We start from the raw sequence: 15762 nt of genomic DNA on the forward strand, positions 1-15762 counted from the left end.
GCGCGCGTCAGGGCAGGGGAAAGGGCAGCAGCTCCGCGCCGCCCGCCGCGGGGATGCAGCGGGCGTGGGCGAAGTCGTAGTCGGCGATGCGGGTCAACGGGCCGCCGATTTCGCCGCTGGCATAGCCGAACAGGCTGATGCGGGAGATGCGCAGCCGCAGGGTGTCGCCGGCTGAGAAGGCCGCCAATTGGGCGTGAACGGTGCCGAGCGGCCACACGTCGCCGTAGAGCCCCACGGTGACGTGCGGGCGGTAGTCGGCGTGCGCCAGCAACTGCGGGGGAGGGTTCAGGCTGGCATGCAGGCCTTGGATGTGCCCGCCGCTGTCATGGACGGTGAGATAGGGCGCGGAGGTGAAGCCGTCCAGCGCACCGATATCGATGTCGAAGGCTTCGGGCCGCAATCCGTTCAGCGCATCGATCTGGCTGTGCAGCAGCTCGGCGCCGAAGTCGTCGGTATGCACCGGCTCCGGACTCGGAAAGCCGCACAGGCCGACGGTGATGTGCGGCTGGCGCAGATAGCCGTCGAGCAGCAGCCCGGACAGGTGCCGCCGGGCCGCGGCCACGCGCCGGCGTACCGGCGCCACATCGACATCCAGCGCCCACAGCAGGTAGTACGGACGGCCCAGATGCCATTCGCTGAAGTCGCGGCGAACGTTGCGGATCGTCGTGTTCGACGTCAGCGGCAGATCATGGGAGAAGGACATGGAGGAGGGCCGCCTCTATTTTTCCGAACAAACAGCACAAGCTTTTGTAGGAGCGCCGAGCCGCGAATACAGGTCGCAGGCCTGCCCGATCGGGAAGGGCCGCTATCGCAGCTCTGTTCGCGGCAAGCCGCTCCCATGAGAATCACCTGGCGGCGGCCTTCCCACGCAGCGCCTGCGCATGATGGCGCAGGTGGTCGCCGATGAAGCTGGCGATGAAGTAGTAGCTGTGGTCGTAGCCCGGCTGCATGCGCAGCGTCAGCGGATGGGCCGCGGCCTCGCAGGCGGCCTGCAGCAGTTGCGGCTTGAGCTGGCCGTCGAGGAATTCGTCGGCATCGCCCTGATCGACCAGCAGCGGCAGCTTCTCGCTGGCCGAGGCCACCAGTTCCACTGTGTCGTACTGCTTCCATGCCTCGCGGTCGCCGCCGAGGTAGTTCGAGAACGCCTTCTCGCCCCAGGGTACCTGCGTCGGCGCGACGATCGGCGAGAAGGCCGACACGCTGCGGTAGCGGCCGGGATTCTTCAGCGCGATGCTCAGCGCGCCGTGCCCGCCCATCGAATGCCCGCTGATGCTGCGTGCAGTGCTGGCCGGGAAGTTCGCTTCGAGCAGCGCCGGCAGTTCGTCGACGATGTAGTCGTACATCCGGTAATGCTTGGCCCACGGCTGCCGGGTGGCGTTGAGGTAGAAGCCCGCGCCCTTGCCGAGGTCGTAGCCGTCGGCATCGGCGACGTCGTCGCCGCGCGGGCTGGTGTCGGGCGCGACGATGATGAGGCCGTGTTCGGCGGCGTAGCGCTGTGCGCCGGCCTTGGTGATGAAGTTCTGCTCAGTGCAGGTCAGGCCGGACAGCCAGTACAGCACCGGCAGCTTCGCGCCGCCCGCCGCCTGCGGCGGCAGGTAGACGGCGAAGTTCATCTCGCAGCCCAGCACTTCGGAGCGGTGGCGATAAACGTCCTGCCAGCCACCGAAGCAGGCGCGGTGTTCGATGCGTTGCATGCTTGCTTCTCCGCTTCGATCAGAAGTGGATGACCGAGCGGATCGACTTGCCTTCGTGCATCAGGTCGAAAGCTTCGTTGATCTTCTCCAGCCCCATGGTGTGGGTGACGAAGGGCGCGAGCTCGATGTCGCCCTTCATCGCATCCTCGACCATGCCCGGCAGCTGGCTGCGGCCCTTGACGCCGCCGAAGGCGGTGCCCATCCACTTGCGGCCGGTGACCAACTGGAACGGACGGGTGGAGATTTCCTGACCCGCGCCGGCCACGCCGATGATGACCGACTGCCCCCAGCCGCGGTGCGCGCATTCCAGCGCCGCGCGCATCACGTTGACGTTGCCGATGCACTCGAAGCTGTGATCCACGCCCCAGCCGGTCATGTCGATGATGACCTGCTGGATCGGCTTGTCGTGGTCCTTGGGATTCACGCAGTCGGTGGCGCCGAACTGCCTGGCCAGCTCGAACTTGGACGGATTGGTGTCGATCGCGATGATGCGGCCGGCCTTGGCCTGGCGCGCGCCCTGGATCACCGCCAGGCCGATGCCGCCGAGGCCGAACACGGCCACCGAATCGCCTTGCTGCACCTTGGCGGTGTTGTGCACTGCGCCGATGCCGGTGGTGACGCCGCAGCCGAGCAGGCAGACGTGCTCGGGGTTGGCTTCCGGGTTGACCTTGGCCAGCGACACTTCGGCGACCACGGTGTATTCGGAGAAGGTCGAGCAGCCCATGTAGTGGTAGATCGGCTGGCCGTTGTAGGAGAAGCGGGTGCTGCCGTCGGGCATCACGCCCTTGCCCTGGGTGGCGCGCACGGCCACGCACAGGTTGGTCTTGCCGCTCTTGCAGAACAGGCATTCGCCGCATTCGGCGGTGTACAGCGGGATCACGTGGTCGCCCGGCTTGACGCTGGTCACGCCCTCGCCGACTTCCACCACGATGCCGGCGCCTTCGTGGCCGAGCACGGCGGGGAAGATGCCTTCCGGATCGTCGCCGGACAGCGTGAAGGCGTCGGTGTGACAGACGCCGGTGTGGGTGATCTTCACCAGCACTTCGCCCTTGCGCGGCGGTTCGACGTCGATCTCGACGATCTTCAGCGGTTCGCCAGCGGCGAAGGCAACGGCGGCGCGGGATTTTATGGTCATGGCTGTGGGCTCCTGTCGTTCTTCTGTACAGCCTGGCCGCAGGAGGCCAAGCGTCGGAACCCATGAGTATTCCAAGACAGATTGATCCAATGAATGAATAGTTTTTGATTTCAGAATTCCGGTGAGTGGAATAATCAGGGGCGTTGCCCCACACAGGAATCACACGATGCTGAACCGCCTGGAAATGCTGCGGATCTTCTGCACCGCGGCCGAAACACGCAACTTCAAGGAGGCGGCGACCCGGCTCGGCGTGTCGCCGCAGGCAGTGACGCGGGCGGTGAAGGAGCTCGAAGGCCACGTCGGCGAACTGCTGTTCCACCGCAACACCCGCCACACCCGCATCACCGAATTCGGCGAACAACTTGCGGCCCGCGCGCGTATCAGCGTCAAGGGCGTGGATGAGCTGTTCGAGAGAAGCGCGAAGGAGCAGGACTGCGGCCTCAGCGGCCTGGTGCGCATCACCGCACCGCGGGCGCTGCAGCGCGATTGGCTGACGCCGGTGCTGGCCGAACTGTGTGCCCGTCATCCGGGGCTGCAGCTGGATCTGCGCCTGTCCGACCAGTTCGTGGACGTGGTGGATGAGCAGATCGACATCGGCGTGCGGCTGGGCTCGCTGCGCGACAGCCGTTTCGTCGCCCGCGCGGTGGCGCAGGTGCCTTTCCACATCGCCGGCGCGCCCTCGCTGATCGAGCGTGTCGGCACACCGCGGACTTTGCAGGAGCTGGCCGAGCGGCCGGCCACCGCCGTCATCGACCCGAACACCGGCAAGCCCTGGGTGTGGTTCCTCGCGCGCGGCCAGCAATGGCTGCCGCGTGCGCCGGCTTTCGCCACCGACGACACGCGCGCCGAAGCCGATGCGGTGCTGGCCGGCATCGGCTTCGGTCAATTGGCGGCGCCGCTGGCCCAGCCGCACTTGCGCGCCGGCCGGCTGGTCGAGGTGCTGCCCGAGCTCCGCCCCGAGCCCTGGGGGCTGTCGGTCTATCGTCCCCAGCGCGGACCGGTGGCGGCGCGGATCAGGCTGGTGTTCGACCGCCTCGTCGAGCATTTTGCTGCCGAGGCGGTCTCCTGGCTGCGCGATTGATACGCATCAGGCCTGCGACCTCTTCTTCGCGCTGTGCCACAGGCTCGCGCCGACGGCGATGGCGAGGATCACCGCGACCACGCCGAGCGAGACCAGCACCGGGATCTTGATCCACTCGACGATCAGCATCTTGGTGCCGATGAAGATCAGGATCGCCGCCAGGCCGTACTTGAGCAGTTCGAAGCGGTCGCCCAGGTCGGCGAGCAGGAAGTACATCGCGCGCAGGCCGAGGATGGCGAACAGGTTCGAGGTCAGCACGATGAAGGGATCGGTGGTGATCGCGAAGATGGCCGGGATGCTGTCGACCGCGAAGATCACGTCCGAGATCTCGACCAGCACCAGCGCGAGGAAGAGCGGGGTGATCATGCGCACGCCGTCGCGGACGACGAAGAAGCGCTCGCCTTCCAGGCGCTCGGTGACCGGGTAGTGGTTGCGGATCCAGCGGACGAAGGGGTTCTTGTCGAGGTCGGGGTCGTGCTCGGCGAACCACACCATCTTGATGCCGGTGATCACCAGGAAGACGCCGAACACGTACAGCAGCCAGTGGAATTCGGCGATCAGCCAGCTGCCGGCGAAGATCATGATCGTGCGCAGCACGATCGCGCCGACGATGCCGTACAGCAGCACGCGGCGCTGCAGTTCCAGCGGCACGGCGAAGAAGCTGAAGATCATCATCCAGACGAAGACGTTGTCGACCGCCAGCGATTTTTCGACCAGATAGCCGGTGACGAAGGCCAGCGCCTGCTCGTTGGCGATCGCGCGGCCCATGGTGCCGTCCAGATACCACCACAGCCCGCCGGCGAACAGCAGCGACACCGTAACCCAGGCCACCGACCAGCCGGCCGCTTCCTTCAGCGATACCCGATGCTGCTTGCCGCCGCCGAAGGCGAACAGATCCACCAGCAGCATCACCACCACGATGGCGGCAAACACCGCCCACAACCACCACGTACCGATCGATTCCATTGCGTGCTCCGCACAAAACAAAAAGGGCCTGTTCCCGAAGGACACAGACCCTGCAGCTGTTTTGCGTGCACGGACCTTGCCCTTGGGCAAGGTCTCGCTTGCAACGAATCGATGTTCCGATGATCCGGTTGCCCGCAGCACCGGGAGCATGTCTGGCGACAGGCTGCCGTGATGACGATGTTGCGGCTTGAGAAGCTACTCCCCTTGAAGGCCGCGAGTGTATGCGATGCAGGGGGAAAGTCAAGCGGAACGAATCAGGCCGGGCGATGGGCGTCAGCGATACCATTTCGCCAGTTTTGCCGCGGCGGTGTTCGGGCCGAATTCGGCCATCAGCGCGCCCTGGTTCTCCGCTGCCCAGGCCACGGCACGTCCGGCGTTGCCGATGCGCCGATCCAGCAGATGGCCATCGGCGGCAAGCAGCTCGGCTGCAGTGGAGAAAGCGCCGGCGACGTTGTGCAGCGTCTGCAGCGCGCCTTCGCGCCCGGCCAGCAGCGCGGCATCGAAAGCCTGTTCGTCGAGTTGCAGCTGGCCATCGGGCGTGAAGCCCACCCCCATGTCGGTGAGGCCGAGGGCGAAGCCGCCGTTGCCCGCGCCATGGAAGATCGAACCGACTTCGCGGCGCAGCGAAAAGCGCGCGACTTCGCCCGCCTGGTTGCCGTCGAGCAGCGCGCCGTCCTCGAAATAGGGATCGAATTCGCTGTCCCACTGGTTGTAGCGCTCGATGAAATCCCTGAGTGCGGCCTTGATGTCACCGTCCGCGCTGGCCGCCGTGAGCTGCTTCAGCCCATCGCCGGCGCTGCCCAGTTCGGCCAGCCGCTCGCGCAGGCGCGTCAGCACTTCGGCTTCGTTGCCGATCGACTCGACGCGCGTGTTGTAGCGCCGCAGGAAGGCGCTGTTGCTCGCTTCGAGCTGGGCAAGCACTGACTGCATCCGTGCCGATGTGCCGCCCGGCAGCATACCGTCCATGCCGGCGCCCGAGGCACCGGGCAGGCGCGCGCTCTGGAGCTTCAGCAGCGTCTCGAACAGGCCGGCCTGGCCGGCGCTTGCGGCCCCGCTGCTGGCATCGGCGCGCGTCAGCAGGGCGAGGGCGTTGAGACGGAAGGCGGCGAGGTCGATGTCCATGGTATGCCTCAAGATAAGCCAATCTCTTGGGGGGTTAGCATACGCCGGAATCCAGGTGAACGTCCTTGATGCTCTTTGGCACGAAGCTCGTATCGAGCCAAGGGTATTGATACCCCGTCTGCGAATTCCGCGCTGCCACTCCATTCGATATTGAAGCCGCAAATGCTGCAGAACTTCCTGACCAAGCATTGAATGAAAAAGGCCAGTATCCGCGGCACCGAAGTGGCGCTGGATTACTGGCCTGAAAGCATTGTGAATGCCATTGGCGGTTCACAGTGCGGGGTAACATGGCTCCCCGACCTGGGCTCGAACCAGGGACCTACGGATTAACAGTCCGGCGCTCTACCGACTGAGCTATCGGGGAATTGAAACTTGTGCTGAAACTCGGTGTTTGCTGCTGCCTGTCGTTTCCGTGTGAAACGGCAGGTTCTGAAGCTTTGGCTCCCCGACCTGGGCTCGAACCAGGGACCTACGGATTAACAGTCCGGCGCTCTACCGACTGAGCTATCGGGGAACAGAGGCGCGCATTATAGGAATGGTGTCGTGTCGCGTCAAGGCGGAGCGGTGATTTTTCCTGCTTTCACCGCTCCGTCTCGATTCTTGCTCAGCCCTTGACGACCTGGGCGATGGCCTTGGCGACGTAGCCGATGTTCTTCGAGTTCAGTGCGGCCAGGCAGATGCGGCCGGTCGACACGGCGTAGATGCCGAAATCGGCCTTCAGCTTCTCGACCTGCCCGGCGCTCAGGCCGGTGTAGGAGAACATGCCGCGCTGCTTGATGACGAAGGAGAAGTCCTGGGCCACGCCTGCGGCCTTCAACTGCTCGACCAGGCTGGTGCGCATGGCGCGGATGCGGTCGCGCATGCCGGCCAGTTCGTCTTCCCACTGCTGGCGCAGCTCGGGCGAGTTGAGCACCGTAGCGACGATGGCGCCGCCGTGGATCGGCGGGTTGGAGTAGTTGGTCCGGATCACGCGCTTGACCTGCGACAGCACGCGGCCGGCTTCTTCCTTGCTGGCGGTGACGATCGACAGCGCGCCGACACGCTCGCCGTAGAGCGAGAAGCTCTTGGAGAACGAGCTGGAGACGAAGAACTGCAGGCCGCTGGACGAGAAGGCACGCACGGCGACGGCGTCGGCGTCGATGCCGTCGGCGAAGCCCTGGTAGGCCATGTCGAGGAAGGGCACCAGGCCGCGGCTGCGGCACACGGCGACGACTTCGTCCCACTGGGCGTCGGACAGGTCGGCGCCGGTGGGGTTGTGGCAGCAGGCGTGCAGCACGATGATCGAGCCGGCGGGGGCGGCTTCGAGGCTGGCCTTCATGCCGGCGAAGTTCACGCCGCGGGTGGCGGCATCGTAGTAGGCGTAGGTCTGCACCGGGAAGCCGGCCGATTCGAACAGGGCGCGGTGGTTTTCCCAGCTCGGGTCGGAGATGTAGACGCTGGCGCCGGGCAGCAGGCGCTTCAGGTAGTCGGCGCCGACCTTCAGCGCGCCGGTGCCGCCGAGTGCTTCGACGGTGACGACCTGGCCGCTGGTGGCCAGCGCGGAGTCCTTGCCGAACAGCAGGTTCTGCACGGCGCCGTTGTAGGCGGCCGGACCTTCGATCGGCTGGTAGCCGCGCGGCGGCTGGGCTTCGAGGCGAGCCTTCTCGGCCGCGCGGACGGCGGCCAGCAGCGGAATCTTGCCGTTGTCGTCGTAGTAGACGCCGACGCCGAGGTTGACCTTCTCTGCGCGGGTGTCGGCGGCGAAGGCCTCGTTCAGGCCAAGGATCGGGTCACGGGGCGCCATCTCGACGGCGGCGAAGATCGAAGCAGACATGAGGACTCCAGGGGTTCTACGGTGGCGAGGCCGCGTAACAGGAACGGCATGGGCCGTGCCTTGTCGCGCGATTTGGGAAATAATCGGCGTTTTCGTCCGGCGCGCCGTTCTTGGTGCACCGCACACGCAAGGCGAAATATTAGCATGACGAGTCATGGCAACAGCGAAGGAAGCACCGCGTCCGGCAGCCCGGCGAACGGACCGCAGGTGGTGAGCTACGAAGGCAGTCCTTTCCGCCTGCACCAGCCGTTTCCACCCGCCGGCGACCAGCCCGAGGCGATCCGCCTGCTGTGCGAAGGGGTCGAGGACGGGCTGATGTACCAGACCCTGCTGGGCGTGACCGGCTCGGGCAAGACCTACACGATGGCCAACGTCATCGCCCGCATGGGCCGGCCGGCGCTGGTGTTGGCACCGAACAAGACGCTGGCGGCGCAGTTGTACGCCGAGTTCAAGGAGTTCCTGCCCGAGAATGCGGTGGAGTACTTCGTCAGCTACTACGACTACTACCAGCCCGAAGCCTACGTGCCCTCGCGCGACCTCTTCATCGAGAAGGATTCGTCGGTCAACGAGCACATCGAGCAGATGCGGCTGTCGGCGACCAAGAGCCTGATGGAGCGGCGCGACGTGGTGATCGTCGCCACGGTGTCGTGCATCTACGGTATCGGCGATCCGGTCGACTACCACGCCATGATCCTGCACCTGCGCGAGGGCGAGCGCATGGCGCACCGCGACCTGATCCAGCGCCTGGTGGCGATGCAGTACACCCGCGCCGACATCGATTTCCGCCGCGGCACCTTCCGCGTGCGCGGCGACGTCATCGACGTGTTCCCGGCGGAAAACGCCGAACTGGCGGTGCGCATCGAGATGTTCGACGACGAGATCGAGCACCTGACGCTGTTCGACCCGCTCACCGGCCATCTCAAGCACAAGCTGGCGCGCTTCACCGTCTACCCGTCCAGCCACTACGTGACGCCGCGCGCCACGGTGCTGAAGGCGGTCGAGGCGATCAAGGAGGAACTGCGCGAGCGCGTCGCCCTGTTCCAGCGCGAAGGCAAGCTGGTGGAAGCGCAGCGCATCGAGCAGCGCACCCGCTTCGACCTCGAGATGCTCAACGAGATGGGCTTCTGCAAGGGTATCGAGAACTACTCGCGCCACCTGTCCGGGCGCGCGCCGGGCGAACCGCCGCCGACGCTGATCGACTACCTGCCGGCCGATGCGCTGCTGTTCGTAGACGAATCGCACGTCGCCATCGGCCAGGTCGGCGGCATGTACAAGGGCGACCGCTCGCGCAAGGAGAACCTCGTCGGCTACGGCTTCCGCCTGCCGTCGGCGCTGGACAACCGGCCGCTGAAGTTCGAGGAATTCGAGCGCCTGATGCCGCAGACCATCTTTGTCTCGGCGACGCCGGCGAAGTACGAGGAAGAGCACCAGGGCCAGGTGGTGGAGCAGGTGGTGCGTCCCACCGGGCTGATCGATCCGCTGGTGGAGGTGCGCCCGGCGATGACGCAGGTCGACGACCTGCTGACCGAGATCAAGAAGCGGCTGGCGGTGAATGAGCGCGTGCTGGTCACGGTGCTGACCAAGCGCATGGCCGAGGACTTGACCGACTACCTGGCCGACAACGGCATCCGCGTGCGCTATCTGCATTCGGACATCGACACCGTGGAGCGCGTCGAGATCATCCGCGACCTGCGCCTGGGCGAATTCGACGTGCTGGTGGGCATCAACCTGCTGCGCGAAGGCCTGGACATTCCCGAAGTGTCGCTGGTGGCGATCCTGGATGCGGACAAGGAAGGTTTCCTGCGTTCCGAGCGCTCGCTGATCCAGACCATCGGCCGCGCCGCGCGCCACCTGCATGGCACCGCCATCCTGTACGCCGACCGCATGACCGACTCGATGAAGGCGGCGATCGGCGAGACGGAACGCCGCCGCCAGAAGCAGATCGCCTTCAACGAAGCCCACGGCATCGTGCCGAAATCGGTGACGAAGCGGATCAAGGACATCATCGACGGGGTCTATGATTCGGATGGCGCCAAGCGCGACACCGCGCGTGTGGCCGAGAAGGAGGCCGACTATGCGGTGATGGACGAGAAGGCACTGGCGCGGGCGATCAAGCGCCTGGAAAAGGAGATGCAGGAACACGCCCGTAACCTGGAGTTCGAGAAAGCCGCTGCGGCACGCGACGAGCTGTTCAGGCTTCGCCAGCGCGCGTTTGGCGCAGACCAGCACGGCAGCGTTTGACGAGGAGGGGAGGAGAAATGGTGAAAATCCTGTTCGTGTGCTCCGGCAACATCTGCCGGTCGCCGACCGCCGAGGGCATCGCCCGGCATTACATCCAGACCGGCGGGCTCGGCGGGCTGATCGAGGTCGATTCCGCGGGCACGCACGGCTACCACGTCGGCGAGGCGCCCGATCCGCGCGCGCGCAAGGCGGCGCAGCAGCGCGGCTACGATCTGTCGGACCTGCGCGCGCGCAAGCTGCACGTATCCGATTTCCAGCGTTTCGATCTCGTGCTGGCGATGGATCGCGGCCACCTGGAGCACATGCAGCGCATGTGCCCGGAGGTCTATCTCCCGCGCCTGGGCCTGTTCATGAGCTATGCGCGCGACAGCGAACTCGACGAGGTGCCCGATCCGTACTACGGCGGGCCGAAGGGCTTCGACGCCGTGCTGGATCTGTGCGAGAGCGGCGTGCGCGGCTTGCTGGAGAGCGTGACGACCCAGGCTTGAGCGGTCCGTGCGCCGTATCGGCGCCTGAATGAGAAAAAGGCCACCCCCGCAAGGGAGTGGCCTTTTCGCATGTGCGGATCGAACCTGCGCTCAATTGCGCGTTTCGACCTGCTGCAGCGGCTCTTCGATGATGACGGGAGCCGGGCGCGGCTTGCGGCCGAGGCGGACCGGCTGCTCCGGGGCGCCGGTGCCGAATGCCGCGCGCTTGGTCGGATCGGTCTCGATCATGACCAGGCCGTTTTCTCCCGGAACCGAGATGGGGGCGCTCGGCGCCAGGCTTGCAGCGGCTTCGGCGCTCGTCGCCTCGCCATTGGTGGTTCGGGCGGCGATGGCTGCGCGCTCGATCAGCGAAGGCACCGTGTCGGCCGGGGCTGGCGCTTCGGTTTCGACTGCCGTGCTTTCCTCGGCGACCGGCTGAGCGGCGAGCTCTACGACCGGCGCCTGCGCTACGGGAGCTTCGTCTGCCGCTGCCTCGATTGCTGCCGGCTGTTCTGCTTCGACTTCGCTTGCGAGCTTGACCGGGGCCAGCGCTTCCGCCTCGGTCACCGCGGTATCGACCGGCGCGGTATCGACCGGCGTAGTGGGGACTGCCTCAACTGTCACGGCGACGACCGGCAGCGCTGCGGCTTCTTCGGCTGTCTGCACGGCTCCTGCTGCCGGAGCAGTGGCTGCTTCGGCCGTATCCACTTCAGCCACGGCCGGTGCTTCGGCCGGCGTTGCTTCGGCTGCGGAGGCTTCGGTCTGTTCAGCCGGAGCTTGCGCTTCGGCCTGGGCCGGCTGTTCGATCACCTCTGCAGCGGTTTCAGCAGCGACGGGCGCGGCTTCCGCGGCAGGGCTTTCCTCGACCGGAGCGGCAGGAGCGGCGCTGGCGTCTTCGGCGGTCGCAGCGTCTTCGCCTGCTGCGCCTGTTTCCGTGCTGCCTTGCGCTGCGGCATCCGCCAGGGCTTCGCCCGTGCGGCGGCCACGGCCGCGGCCGCGGCGGCGGCGCTTTTCGCCGGACGCGCCTTCTTCGCCGCTGGCGGCGTCGGCCGGGGCGGCCTCAGCAGCGGTGGCGGCGGCAACGGTGGTCAATGCGGCGGCGGACTTCAGCAGTTCGTCGTTGCCCTCGGCTGCCAGGGCACCGGCCGGCAGGGTTTCGGCTGCGCGTTCGTTGCTGCGTTCGCCACGGCTGCGGCCACGGCCGCGGCCTTCGGTGCGTTCACTGCTGCGTTCGGCCTTTTCGGCGCGCTGCGGCTTGTCGGCGGCCTCGGCGCGTTCCTGGCGTTCGCCGCGCGTGCTACGGCCGGGCTGTGCGTCGCCATCGCGTTCGCCACGGCGGCCGCGGTTGCCGCCGTTGCGGCGTCCTTCGCCAGTGCGCTCGCCACGTGCACGGGTTTCGCGTTTCGGCGCCGTTTCGGCGGCGGGGTCGGGGGCCGGGGCGGTTTGCGGCTTGGCGCCGGAGAACCAGCTCATGATGCGTGCCAGCAGCCCCTTCGGCTCGGCTGCGGCGGCGCTTTGCTCGGCCGGCCGTGCAGCGTTGGCGGCGGCCGGCGCGGGCTGGGCCGGGGCGATGCTCTTGACCGCGGCTTCCTGGCGGGCGGGGCGCTCGTTGTTCTTGCTTGGCAGGCGGGCGACGTCCTCGTCGGGCTTCTGCACCATCTGGTAGCTCGCCAGCGCGATGTCCTCGGCGTTGAGCTGGTCGTGGCGCAGGCGGATGATTTCGTGTGCCGGCGTTTCGAGGTGGCGGTTGGGGACGATGATGAGCTGCACCTTGTGGCGCATCTCGATGCGGGCGATGTCGACGCGCTTCTCGTTGAGCAGGAAGGTGGCGACGTCGACCGGCACCTGCAGGTGCACCGCGCCGGTGTTGTCCTTCATCGCTTCTTCTTCGAGGATGCGGACGATGTGCAGCGCCGACGATTCGGTGCTGCGGATGTGGCCGGTGCCGTTGCAGCGCGGGCAGGTGATGTAGCTGGTTTCGGCCAGGGCCGGGCGCAGGCGCTGGCGCGACAGTTCGAGCAGGCCGAAGCGGCTGATCTTGCCGGTCTGCACGCGGGCGCGGTCGTGGCGCAGCGCGTCGCGCAGGCGGTTCTCGACTTCGCGCTGGTTCTTGGCCGACTCCATGTCGATGAAGTCGATGACGATCAGGCCGCCGAGGTCGCGCAGGCGGAGCTGGCGGGCGATTTCGTCGGCCGCCTCGCAGTTGGTGCGGAAGGCGGTTTCCTCGATGTCCGAGCCCTTGGTGGCGCGGCCGGAGTTGACGTCGATCGACACCAGCGCCTCGGTGTGGTCGATGACGACGGCGCCGCCCGAGGGCAGGCCGACCTGGCGCGAGTAGGCCGATTCGATCTGGTGCTCGATCTGGAAGCGCGAGAACAGCGGCACGTCGTCGCTGTAGCGCTTCACCCGGGTGACGTTGGCGGGCATGACGTGGCCCATGAACTGGCAGGCCTGTTCATAGACGTCGTCGGTGTCGATCAGGATCTCGCCGATGTCGGGCTGGAAGTAGTCGCGGATCGCGCGGATCACCAGGCTGCCTTCCTGGTAGATCAGGAAAGCGCCGCTCTGGCTCTGCGCCGCGCCTTCGATCGCGCGCCACAGTTGCAGCAGGTAGCTCAAGTCCCATGACAGCTCTTCGGCGCTGCGGCCGATCGCGGCGGTGCGGGCGATCAGGCTCATGCCCTGCGGCACGTCGAGCTGGTCCATCGCTTCGCGCAGTTCGGCACGCTCGTCGCCTTCGACGCGGCGCGACACGCCGCCGCCGCGCGGGTTGTTCGGCATCAGCACCAGGTAGCGGCCGGCCAGCGAGATGTAGGTGGTGAGCGCTGCGCCCTTGTTGCCGCGCTCGTCCTTCTCGACCTGGACGATCAGTTCCTGGCCCTCCTTCAGCGCTTCCTTGATGGAGGCCTTGCCGGCGTCCACGCCGGGCTGGAAGTAGGAGCGGGAAATTTCCTTGAACGGCAGGAAGCCATGGCGCTCGGCGCCATAGTCGACGAAGGCGGCCTCGAGGCTGGGCTCGATGCGGGTGATGACCGCCTTGTAGATGTTGCTCTTGCGTTCTTCCTTCGAGGCCGATTCGATATCGAGGTCGATCAGTTTCTGACCATCCACGATTGCGACGCGCAGTTCCTCGGCCTGCGTCGCATTGAAAAGCATGCGCTTCATTTGGATCGTTCTCCCGCGTCAAAAGCACGGGCAGGACGAACGGCGCGCACCATCGCGCTTTCCGGCTTCAGGAGCGATTGGCTTGGGCTTCTGTTTGCATCCGGTGGGTTAGTCGGGCTGTGATGGGTCGGCTGGTCGATATTCTCTTGTTCCCGCCAGCGGGCCGGTCATGGGGCTGCCGGGCCGGAACATTTGATCCTGCAAGTGCGAGTAACGCGTCAAAATCCAACCCAGGGGCTGGACGGGTGTATCGAAGTTGGCGATTGCGTTACCATCGGCGCCTTTTTTGGCATTGGATGGCACGCAGCGGCGACGCCGGGAGCGCTCTTCAGGGCTCATCGCCAGCAGTTTGCCGTCGTCTTCAGGCCCGTCGTTTCGACGTACGGAGCCTCGACTGATGCACTTGGCTGGCAGCGACCGGGTCGACCGCCCGAAAGTATATTTCATGACGACTATCGAAGGCAAAAGCATTGCGGTAAGACACGAGCGCATCGACGAGGCTTCGGCCGGGCAGCGCATCGACAATTACCTGCAGCGCATCGCCAAGGGTGTGCCCAAGAGCCATATCTACCGCATCCTGCGCAGCGGCGAGGTGAGGGTGAACGGCCGGCGGGTGCAGCAGACCTACCGCCTGGCCGAAGGCGATGAAGTGCGCATTCCGCCGATCCGGGTCGCCGAACCCGTGCGCAGCGCGCCCGCGCCGGCGGGCAAGCCGCTGCCGGTAGTGTACGAGGACGACGCGCTGATCGTCATCGACAAGCCGGCGGGCAAGGCCGTGCATGGCGGCAGCGGCGTCAGCTACGGCGTCATCGAGCAGTTGCGGGTGCAGCGGCCTGAAGTGCGCATGCTCGAACTGGCGCACCGGCTCGACCGCGAGACTTCGGGCCTGCTGATCGTGGCGAAGAAGCGTTCCGCGCTGACCGCGCTGCACGACCTGCTGCGCGAAGGGTGCGTCGAGAAGCGCTACCTGACCCTGGTGGCGGGGCGCTGGAGCAACCCCTTGCAGCACGTGAAGGCGCCGCTGCTCAAGTACCTGACTGCCGAAGGCGAACGCCGCGTGCGCGTCGGCGACGAGGGCAAGCCTTCGCACAGCATCGTGCGGCTGGTGAAGCGCTGGCGCGACTACAGCCTGCTCGAAGTGGAACTGAAGACCGGCCGCACCCACCAGATCCGGGTGCATCTGACGCATCTCGGTTTTCCGCTGTGCGGCGACGACAAGTACGGCGACTTCGCCCTCAACAAGCGGCTGGAAGGCGAGGGGCTGAAGCGCATGTTCCTGCATGCGGCGCGGCTCTCGTTCCAGCACCCGTTGACTGGCGAGGCGCTGTCCTTCGAGGCGGCGCTGCCGCCGGAACTGCAATCCTTCATCGACGCCCTGGGCGTCGCGGAGAAGACGAGTGGCTGAGCGAATGGTTGAGGGTTTCGATCTGATCGTGTTCGACTGGGACGGTACGCTGCTCGATTCGGCGGCGGCCATCGCCCAGGCCATCCAGGCTTCCTGTCGTGATCTCGGTCTGCCCGAGCCGAGCGACGAGCAGGCGCGCTACGTGATCGGGCTGGGGCTGGGCGAAGCCTTGCGCCACGCGGTGCCGGCGCTGCGCGAGCCCGACTATCCGCGCATCATCGAGCGCTATCGCCATCATTTCCTCTCCATGGACCACGAACTGCGCTTGTTCGACGGCGTGCCGCAGTTGATCGCCGAGCTGGCCGGGCGTGGCCGCATGCTGGGGGTGGCCACCGGCAAGAGCCGGGTCGGCCTGGATCGGGCGCTGGCGCATACCGGGCTGGGCGCGCATTTCCTCGCGACGCGCTGCGCCGACGAGTGCTTCTCGAAGCCGCATCCGGCGATGCTGGAACAGTTGATGGACGAACTCGGTGCCGATCCGGCGCGCACGCTGATGGTGGGCGACACCACCCATGACATGCAGATGGCGCGCAACGCCGGCGTAGCCGGCCTGGCGGTGGGCTTCGGTGCGCATCCGCTGGCAGTGCTGGAGGCCGAACGGCCGCTGGCCTGCGTGCGCACGCCGGGCGACATGGCGCGCTGGCTGCTGGAGCGTGCCTAGTTTGTTGCCTTC

General features: G+C 66.5%; 13 protein-coding genes and 2 tRNA genes. 5 read left to right on the forward strand and 10 right to left on the reverse strand.

What is annotated here, in order from left to right:
* Window positions 1–7: 7 nt before the first annotated feature.
* The 3 genes from ACNQFN_RS08660 to ACNQFN_RS08670 all read right to left on the reverse strand — a co-directional run bounded on the left by ACNQFN_RS08660 (window position 8) and on the right by ACNQFN_RS08670 (window position 2823).
* A complete protein-coding gene (locus tag ACNQFN_RS08660; protein ID WP_418648568.1) occupies window positions 8–703 on the reverse strand; it encodes a 2'-5' RNA ligase family protein in 696 nt (231 codons plus the stop codon).
* 142 nt (window positions 704–845) lie between these two features.
* A complete protein-coding gene (gene fghA, locus ACNQFN_RS08665; RefSeq protein WP_418648569.1) occupies window positions 846–1694 on the reverse strand; it encodes an S-formylglutathione hydrolase in 849 nt (282 codons plus the stop codon).
* A gap of 19 nt (window positions 1695–1713) precedes the next feature.
* Window positions 1714–2823, reverse strand: coding sequence for an S-(hydroxymethyl)glutathione dehydrogenase/class III alcohol dehydrogenase (locus ACNQFN_RS08670; RefSeq protein WP_418648905.1), 1110 nt, complete (start codon window positions 2821–2823; stop codon window positions 1714–1716).
* A gap of 172 nt (window positions 2824–2995) precedes the next feature.
* On the opposite strand from ACNQFN_RS08670, the gene ACNQFN_RS08675 reads away from it, so the two are divergent.
* Window positions 2996–3910 (forward strand): LysR family transcriptional regulator, encoded by a 915-nt coding sequence (locus ACNQFN_RS08675; RefSeq protein WP_418648570.1) that lies wholly within the window; start codon window positions 2996–2998, stop codon window positions 3908–3910.
* 6 nt (window positions 3911–3916) lie between these two features.
* Here the strand turns inward: ACNQFN_RS08675 and ACNQFN_RS08680 are convergent, their stop codons facing one another.
* The 5 genes from ACNQFN_RS08680 to ACNQFN_RS08700 form a co-directional block, all read right to left on the reverse strand.
* Window positions 3917–4876, reverse strand: coding sequence for a TerC family protein (locus ACNQFN_RS08680; protein ID WP_418648571.1), 960 nt, complete (start codon window positions 4874–4876; stop codon window positions 3917–3919).
* Window positions 4877–5149: 273 nt separating this feature from the next.
* Entirely contained in the window at window positions 5150–5998 is an 849-nt protein-coding gene (locus tag ACNQFN_RS08685; RefSeq protein WP_418648572.1) for a hypothetical protein, read from the reverse strand.
* A gap of 288 nt (window positions 5999–6286) precedes the next feature.
* A tRNA-Asn gene (locus ACNQFN_RS08690) sits at window positions 6287–6362 on the reverse strand.
* A gap of 74 nt (window positions 6363–6436) precedes the next feature.
* Window positions 6437–6512, reverse strand: a tRNA-Asn gene (locus ACNQFN_RS08695).
* Window positions 6513–6602: 90 nt separating this feature from the next.
* Window positions 6603–7811 carry an amino acid aminotransferase gene (locus tag ACNQFN_RS08700; RefSeq protein WP_418648573.1) on the reverse strand — a complete coding sequence of 403 codons (1209 nt, stop codon included), beginning with the start codon at window positions 7809–7811 and terminating at the stop codon, window positions 6603–6605.
* Window positions 7812–7955: 144 nt separating this feature from the next.
* On the opposite strand from ACNQFN_RS08700, the gene uvrB reads away from it, so the two are divergent.
* Together uvrB and ACNQFN_RS08710 are read left to right on the forward strand one after the other, a co-directional pair.
* Window positions 7956–10052 (forward strand): excinuclease ABC subunit UvrB, encoded by a 2097-nt coding sequence (gene uvrB / locus ACNQFN_RS08705; protein ID WP_418648574.1) that lies wholly within the window; start codon window positions 7956–7958, stop codon window positions 10050–10052.
* Between the two features lie 17 nt (window positions 10053–10069).
* Window positions 10070–10540: a low molecular weight protein-tyrosine-phosphatase gene (locus ACNQFN_RS08710; protein ID WP_418648575.1), complete on the forward strand. Its 471-nt coding sequence runs from the start codon at window positions 10070–10072 to the stop codon at window positions 10538–10540.
* Window positions 10541–10630: 90 nt separating this feature from the next.
* On the opposite strand, the gene ACNQFN_RS08715 is transcribed toward ACNQFN_RS08710, so the two are convergent.
* Together ACNQFN_RS08715 and ACNQFN_RS08720 are read right to left on the reverse strand one after the other, a co-directional pair.
* Entirely contained in the window at window positions 10631–13684 is a 3054-nt protein-coding gene (locus tag ACNQFN_RS08715) for an Rne/Rng family ribonuclease (protein ID WP_418648576.1), read from the reverse strand.
* A 108-nt stretch (window positions 13685–13792) separates the two neighbouring features.
* The gene (locus ACNQFN_RS08720; protein WP_245650801.1) at window positions 13793–14131 is read right to left on the reverse strand and encodes a hypothetical protein; all 339 of its coding nucleotides are present in this window, start codon (window positions 14129–14131) and stop codon (window positions 13793–13795) included.
* On the opposite strand from ACNQFN_RS08720, the gene ACNQFN_RS08725 reads away from it, so the two are divergent.
* Window positions 14130–15089, forward strand: coding sequence for an RluA family pseudouridine synthase (locus ACNQFN_RS08725; RefSeq protein WP_068634822.1), 960 nt, complete (start codon window positions 14130–14132; stop codon window positions 15087–15089). The genes ACNQFN_RS08720 and ACNQFN_RS08725 overlap by 2 nt on opposite strands.
* A 4-nt stretch (window positions 15090–15093) precedes the next feature.
* Complete coding sequence (locus ACNQFN_RS08730; protein ID WP_068634648.1) at window positions 15094–15750, forward strand: HAD-IA family hydrolase; 657 nt, start codon at window positions 15094–15096, stop codon at window positions 15748–15750.
* Window positions 15751–15762: the final 12 nt, after the last annotated feature.

Origin of the sequence: Thauera butanivorans (assembly GCF_048398245.1) — a bacterium.
In the GTDB taxonomy this organism is placed as follows: Bacteria; Pseudomonadota; Gammaproteobacteria; order Burkholderiales; family Rhodocyclaceae; genus Thauera; species Thauera butanivorans.

Excerpts from the sequence above, each read along its gene's own strand:
- ACNQFN_RS08685 (WP_418648572.1), bottom strand. The coding sequence starts at position 5,998 with ATGGACATCGACCTCGCCGCCTTCCGTCTCAACGCCCTCGCCCTGCTG.
- ACNQFN_RS08700 (WP_418648573.1), bottom strand. The coding sequence starts at position 7,811 with ATGTCTGCTTCGATCTTCGCCGCCGTCGAGATGGCGCCCCGTGACCCG.
- ACNQFN_RS08710 (WP_418648575.1), top strand. The coding sequence starts at position 10,070 with ATGGTGAAAATCCTGTTCGTGTGCTCCGGCAACATCTGCCGGTCGCCG.
- ACNQFN_RS08715 (WP_418648576.1), bottom strand. The coding sequence starts at position 13,684 with ATGAAGCGCATGCTTTTCAATGCGACGCAGGCCGAGGAACTGCGCGTC.
- ACNQFN_RS08675 (WP_418648570.1), top strand. The coding sequence starts at position 2,996 with ATGCTGAACCGCCTGGAAATGCTGCGGATCTTCTGCACCGCGGCCGAA.
- uvrB (WP_418648574.1), top strand. The coding sequence starts at position 7,956 with ATGACGAGTCATGGCAACAGCGAAGGAAGCACCGCGTCCGGCAGCCCG.
- ACNQFN_RS08730 (WP_068634648.1), top strand. The coding sequence starts at position 15,094 with ATGGTTGAGGGTTTCGATCTGATCGTGTTCGACTGGGACGGTACGCTG.
- ACNQFN_RS08660 (WP_418648568.1), bottom strand. The coding sequence starts at position 703 with ATGTCCTTCTCCCATGATCTGCCGCTGACGTCGAACACGACGATCCGC.
- ACNQFN_RS08720 (WP_245650801.1), bottom strand. The coding sequence starts at position 14,131 with ATGAAATATACTTTCGGGCGGTCGACCCGGTCGCTGCCAGCCAAGTGC.
- ACNQFN_RS08725 (WP_068634822.1), top strand. The coding sequence starts at position 14,130 with ATGACGACTATCGAAGGCAAAAGCATTGCGGTAAGACACGAGCGCATC.
- ACNQFN_RS08680 (WP_418648571.1), bottom strand. The coding sequence starts at position 4,876 with ATGGAATCGATCGGTACGTGGTGGTTGTGGGCGGTGTTTGCCGCCATC.
- fghA (WP_418648569.1), bottom strand. The coding sequence starts at position 1,694 with ATGCAACGCATCGAACACCGCGCCTGCTTCGGTGGCTGGCAGGACGTT.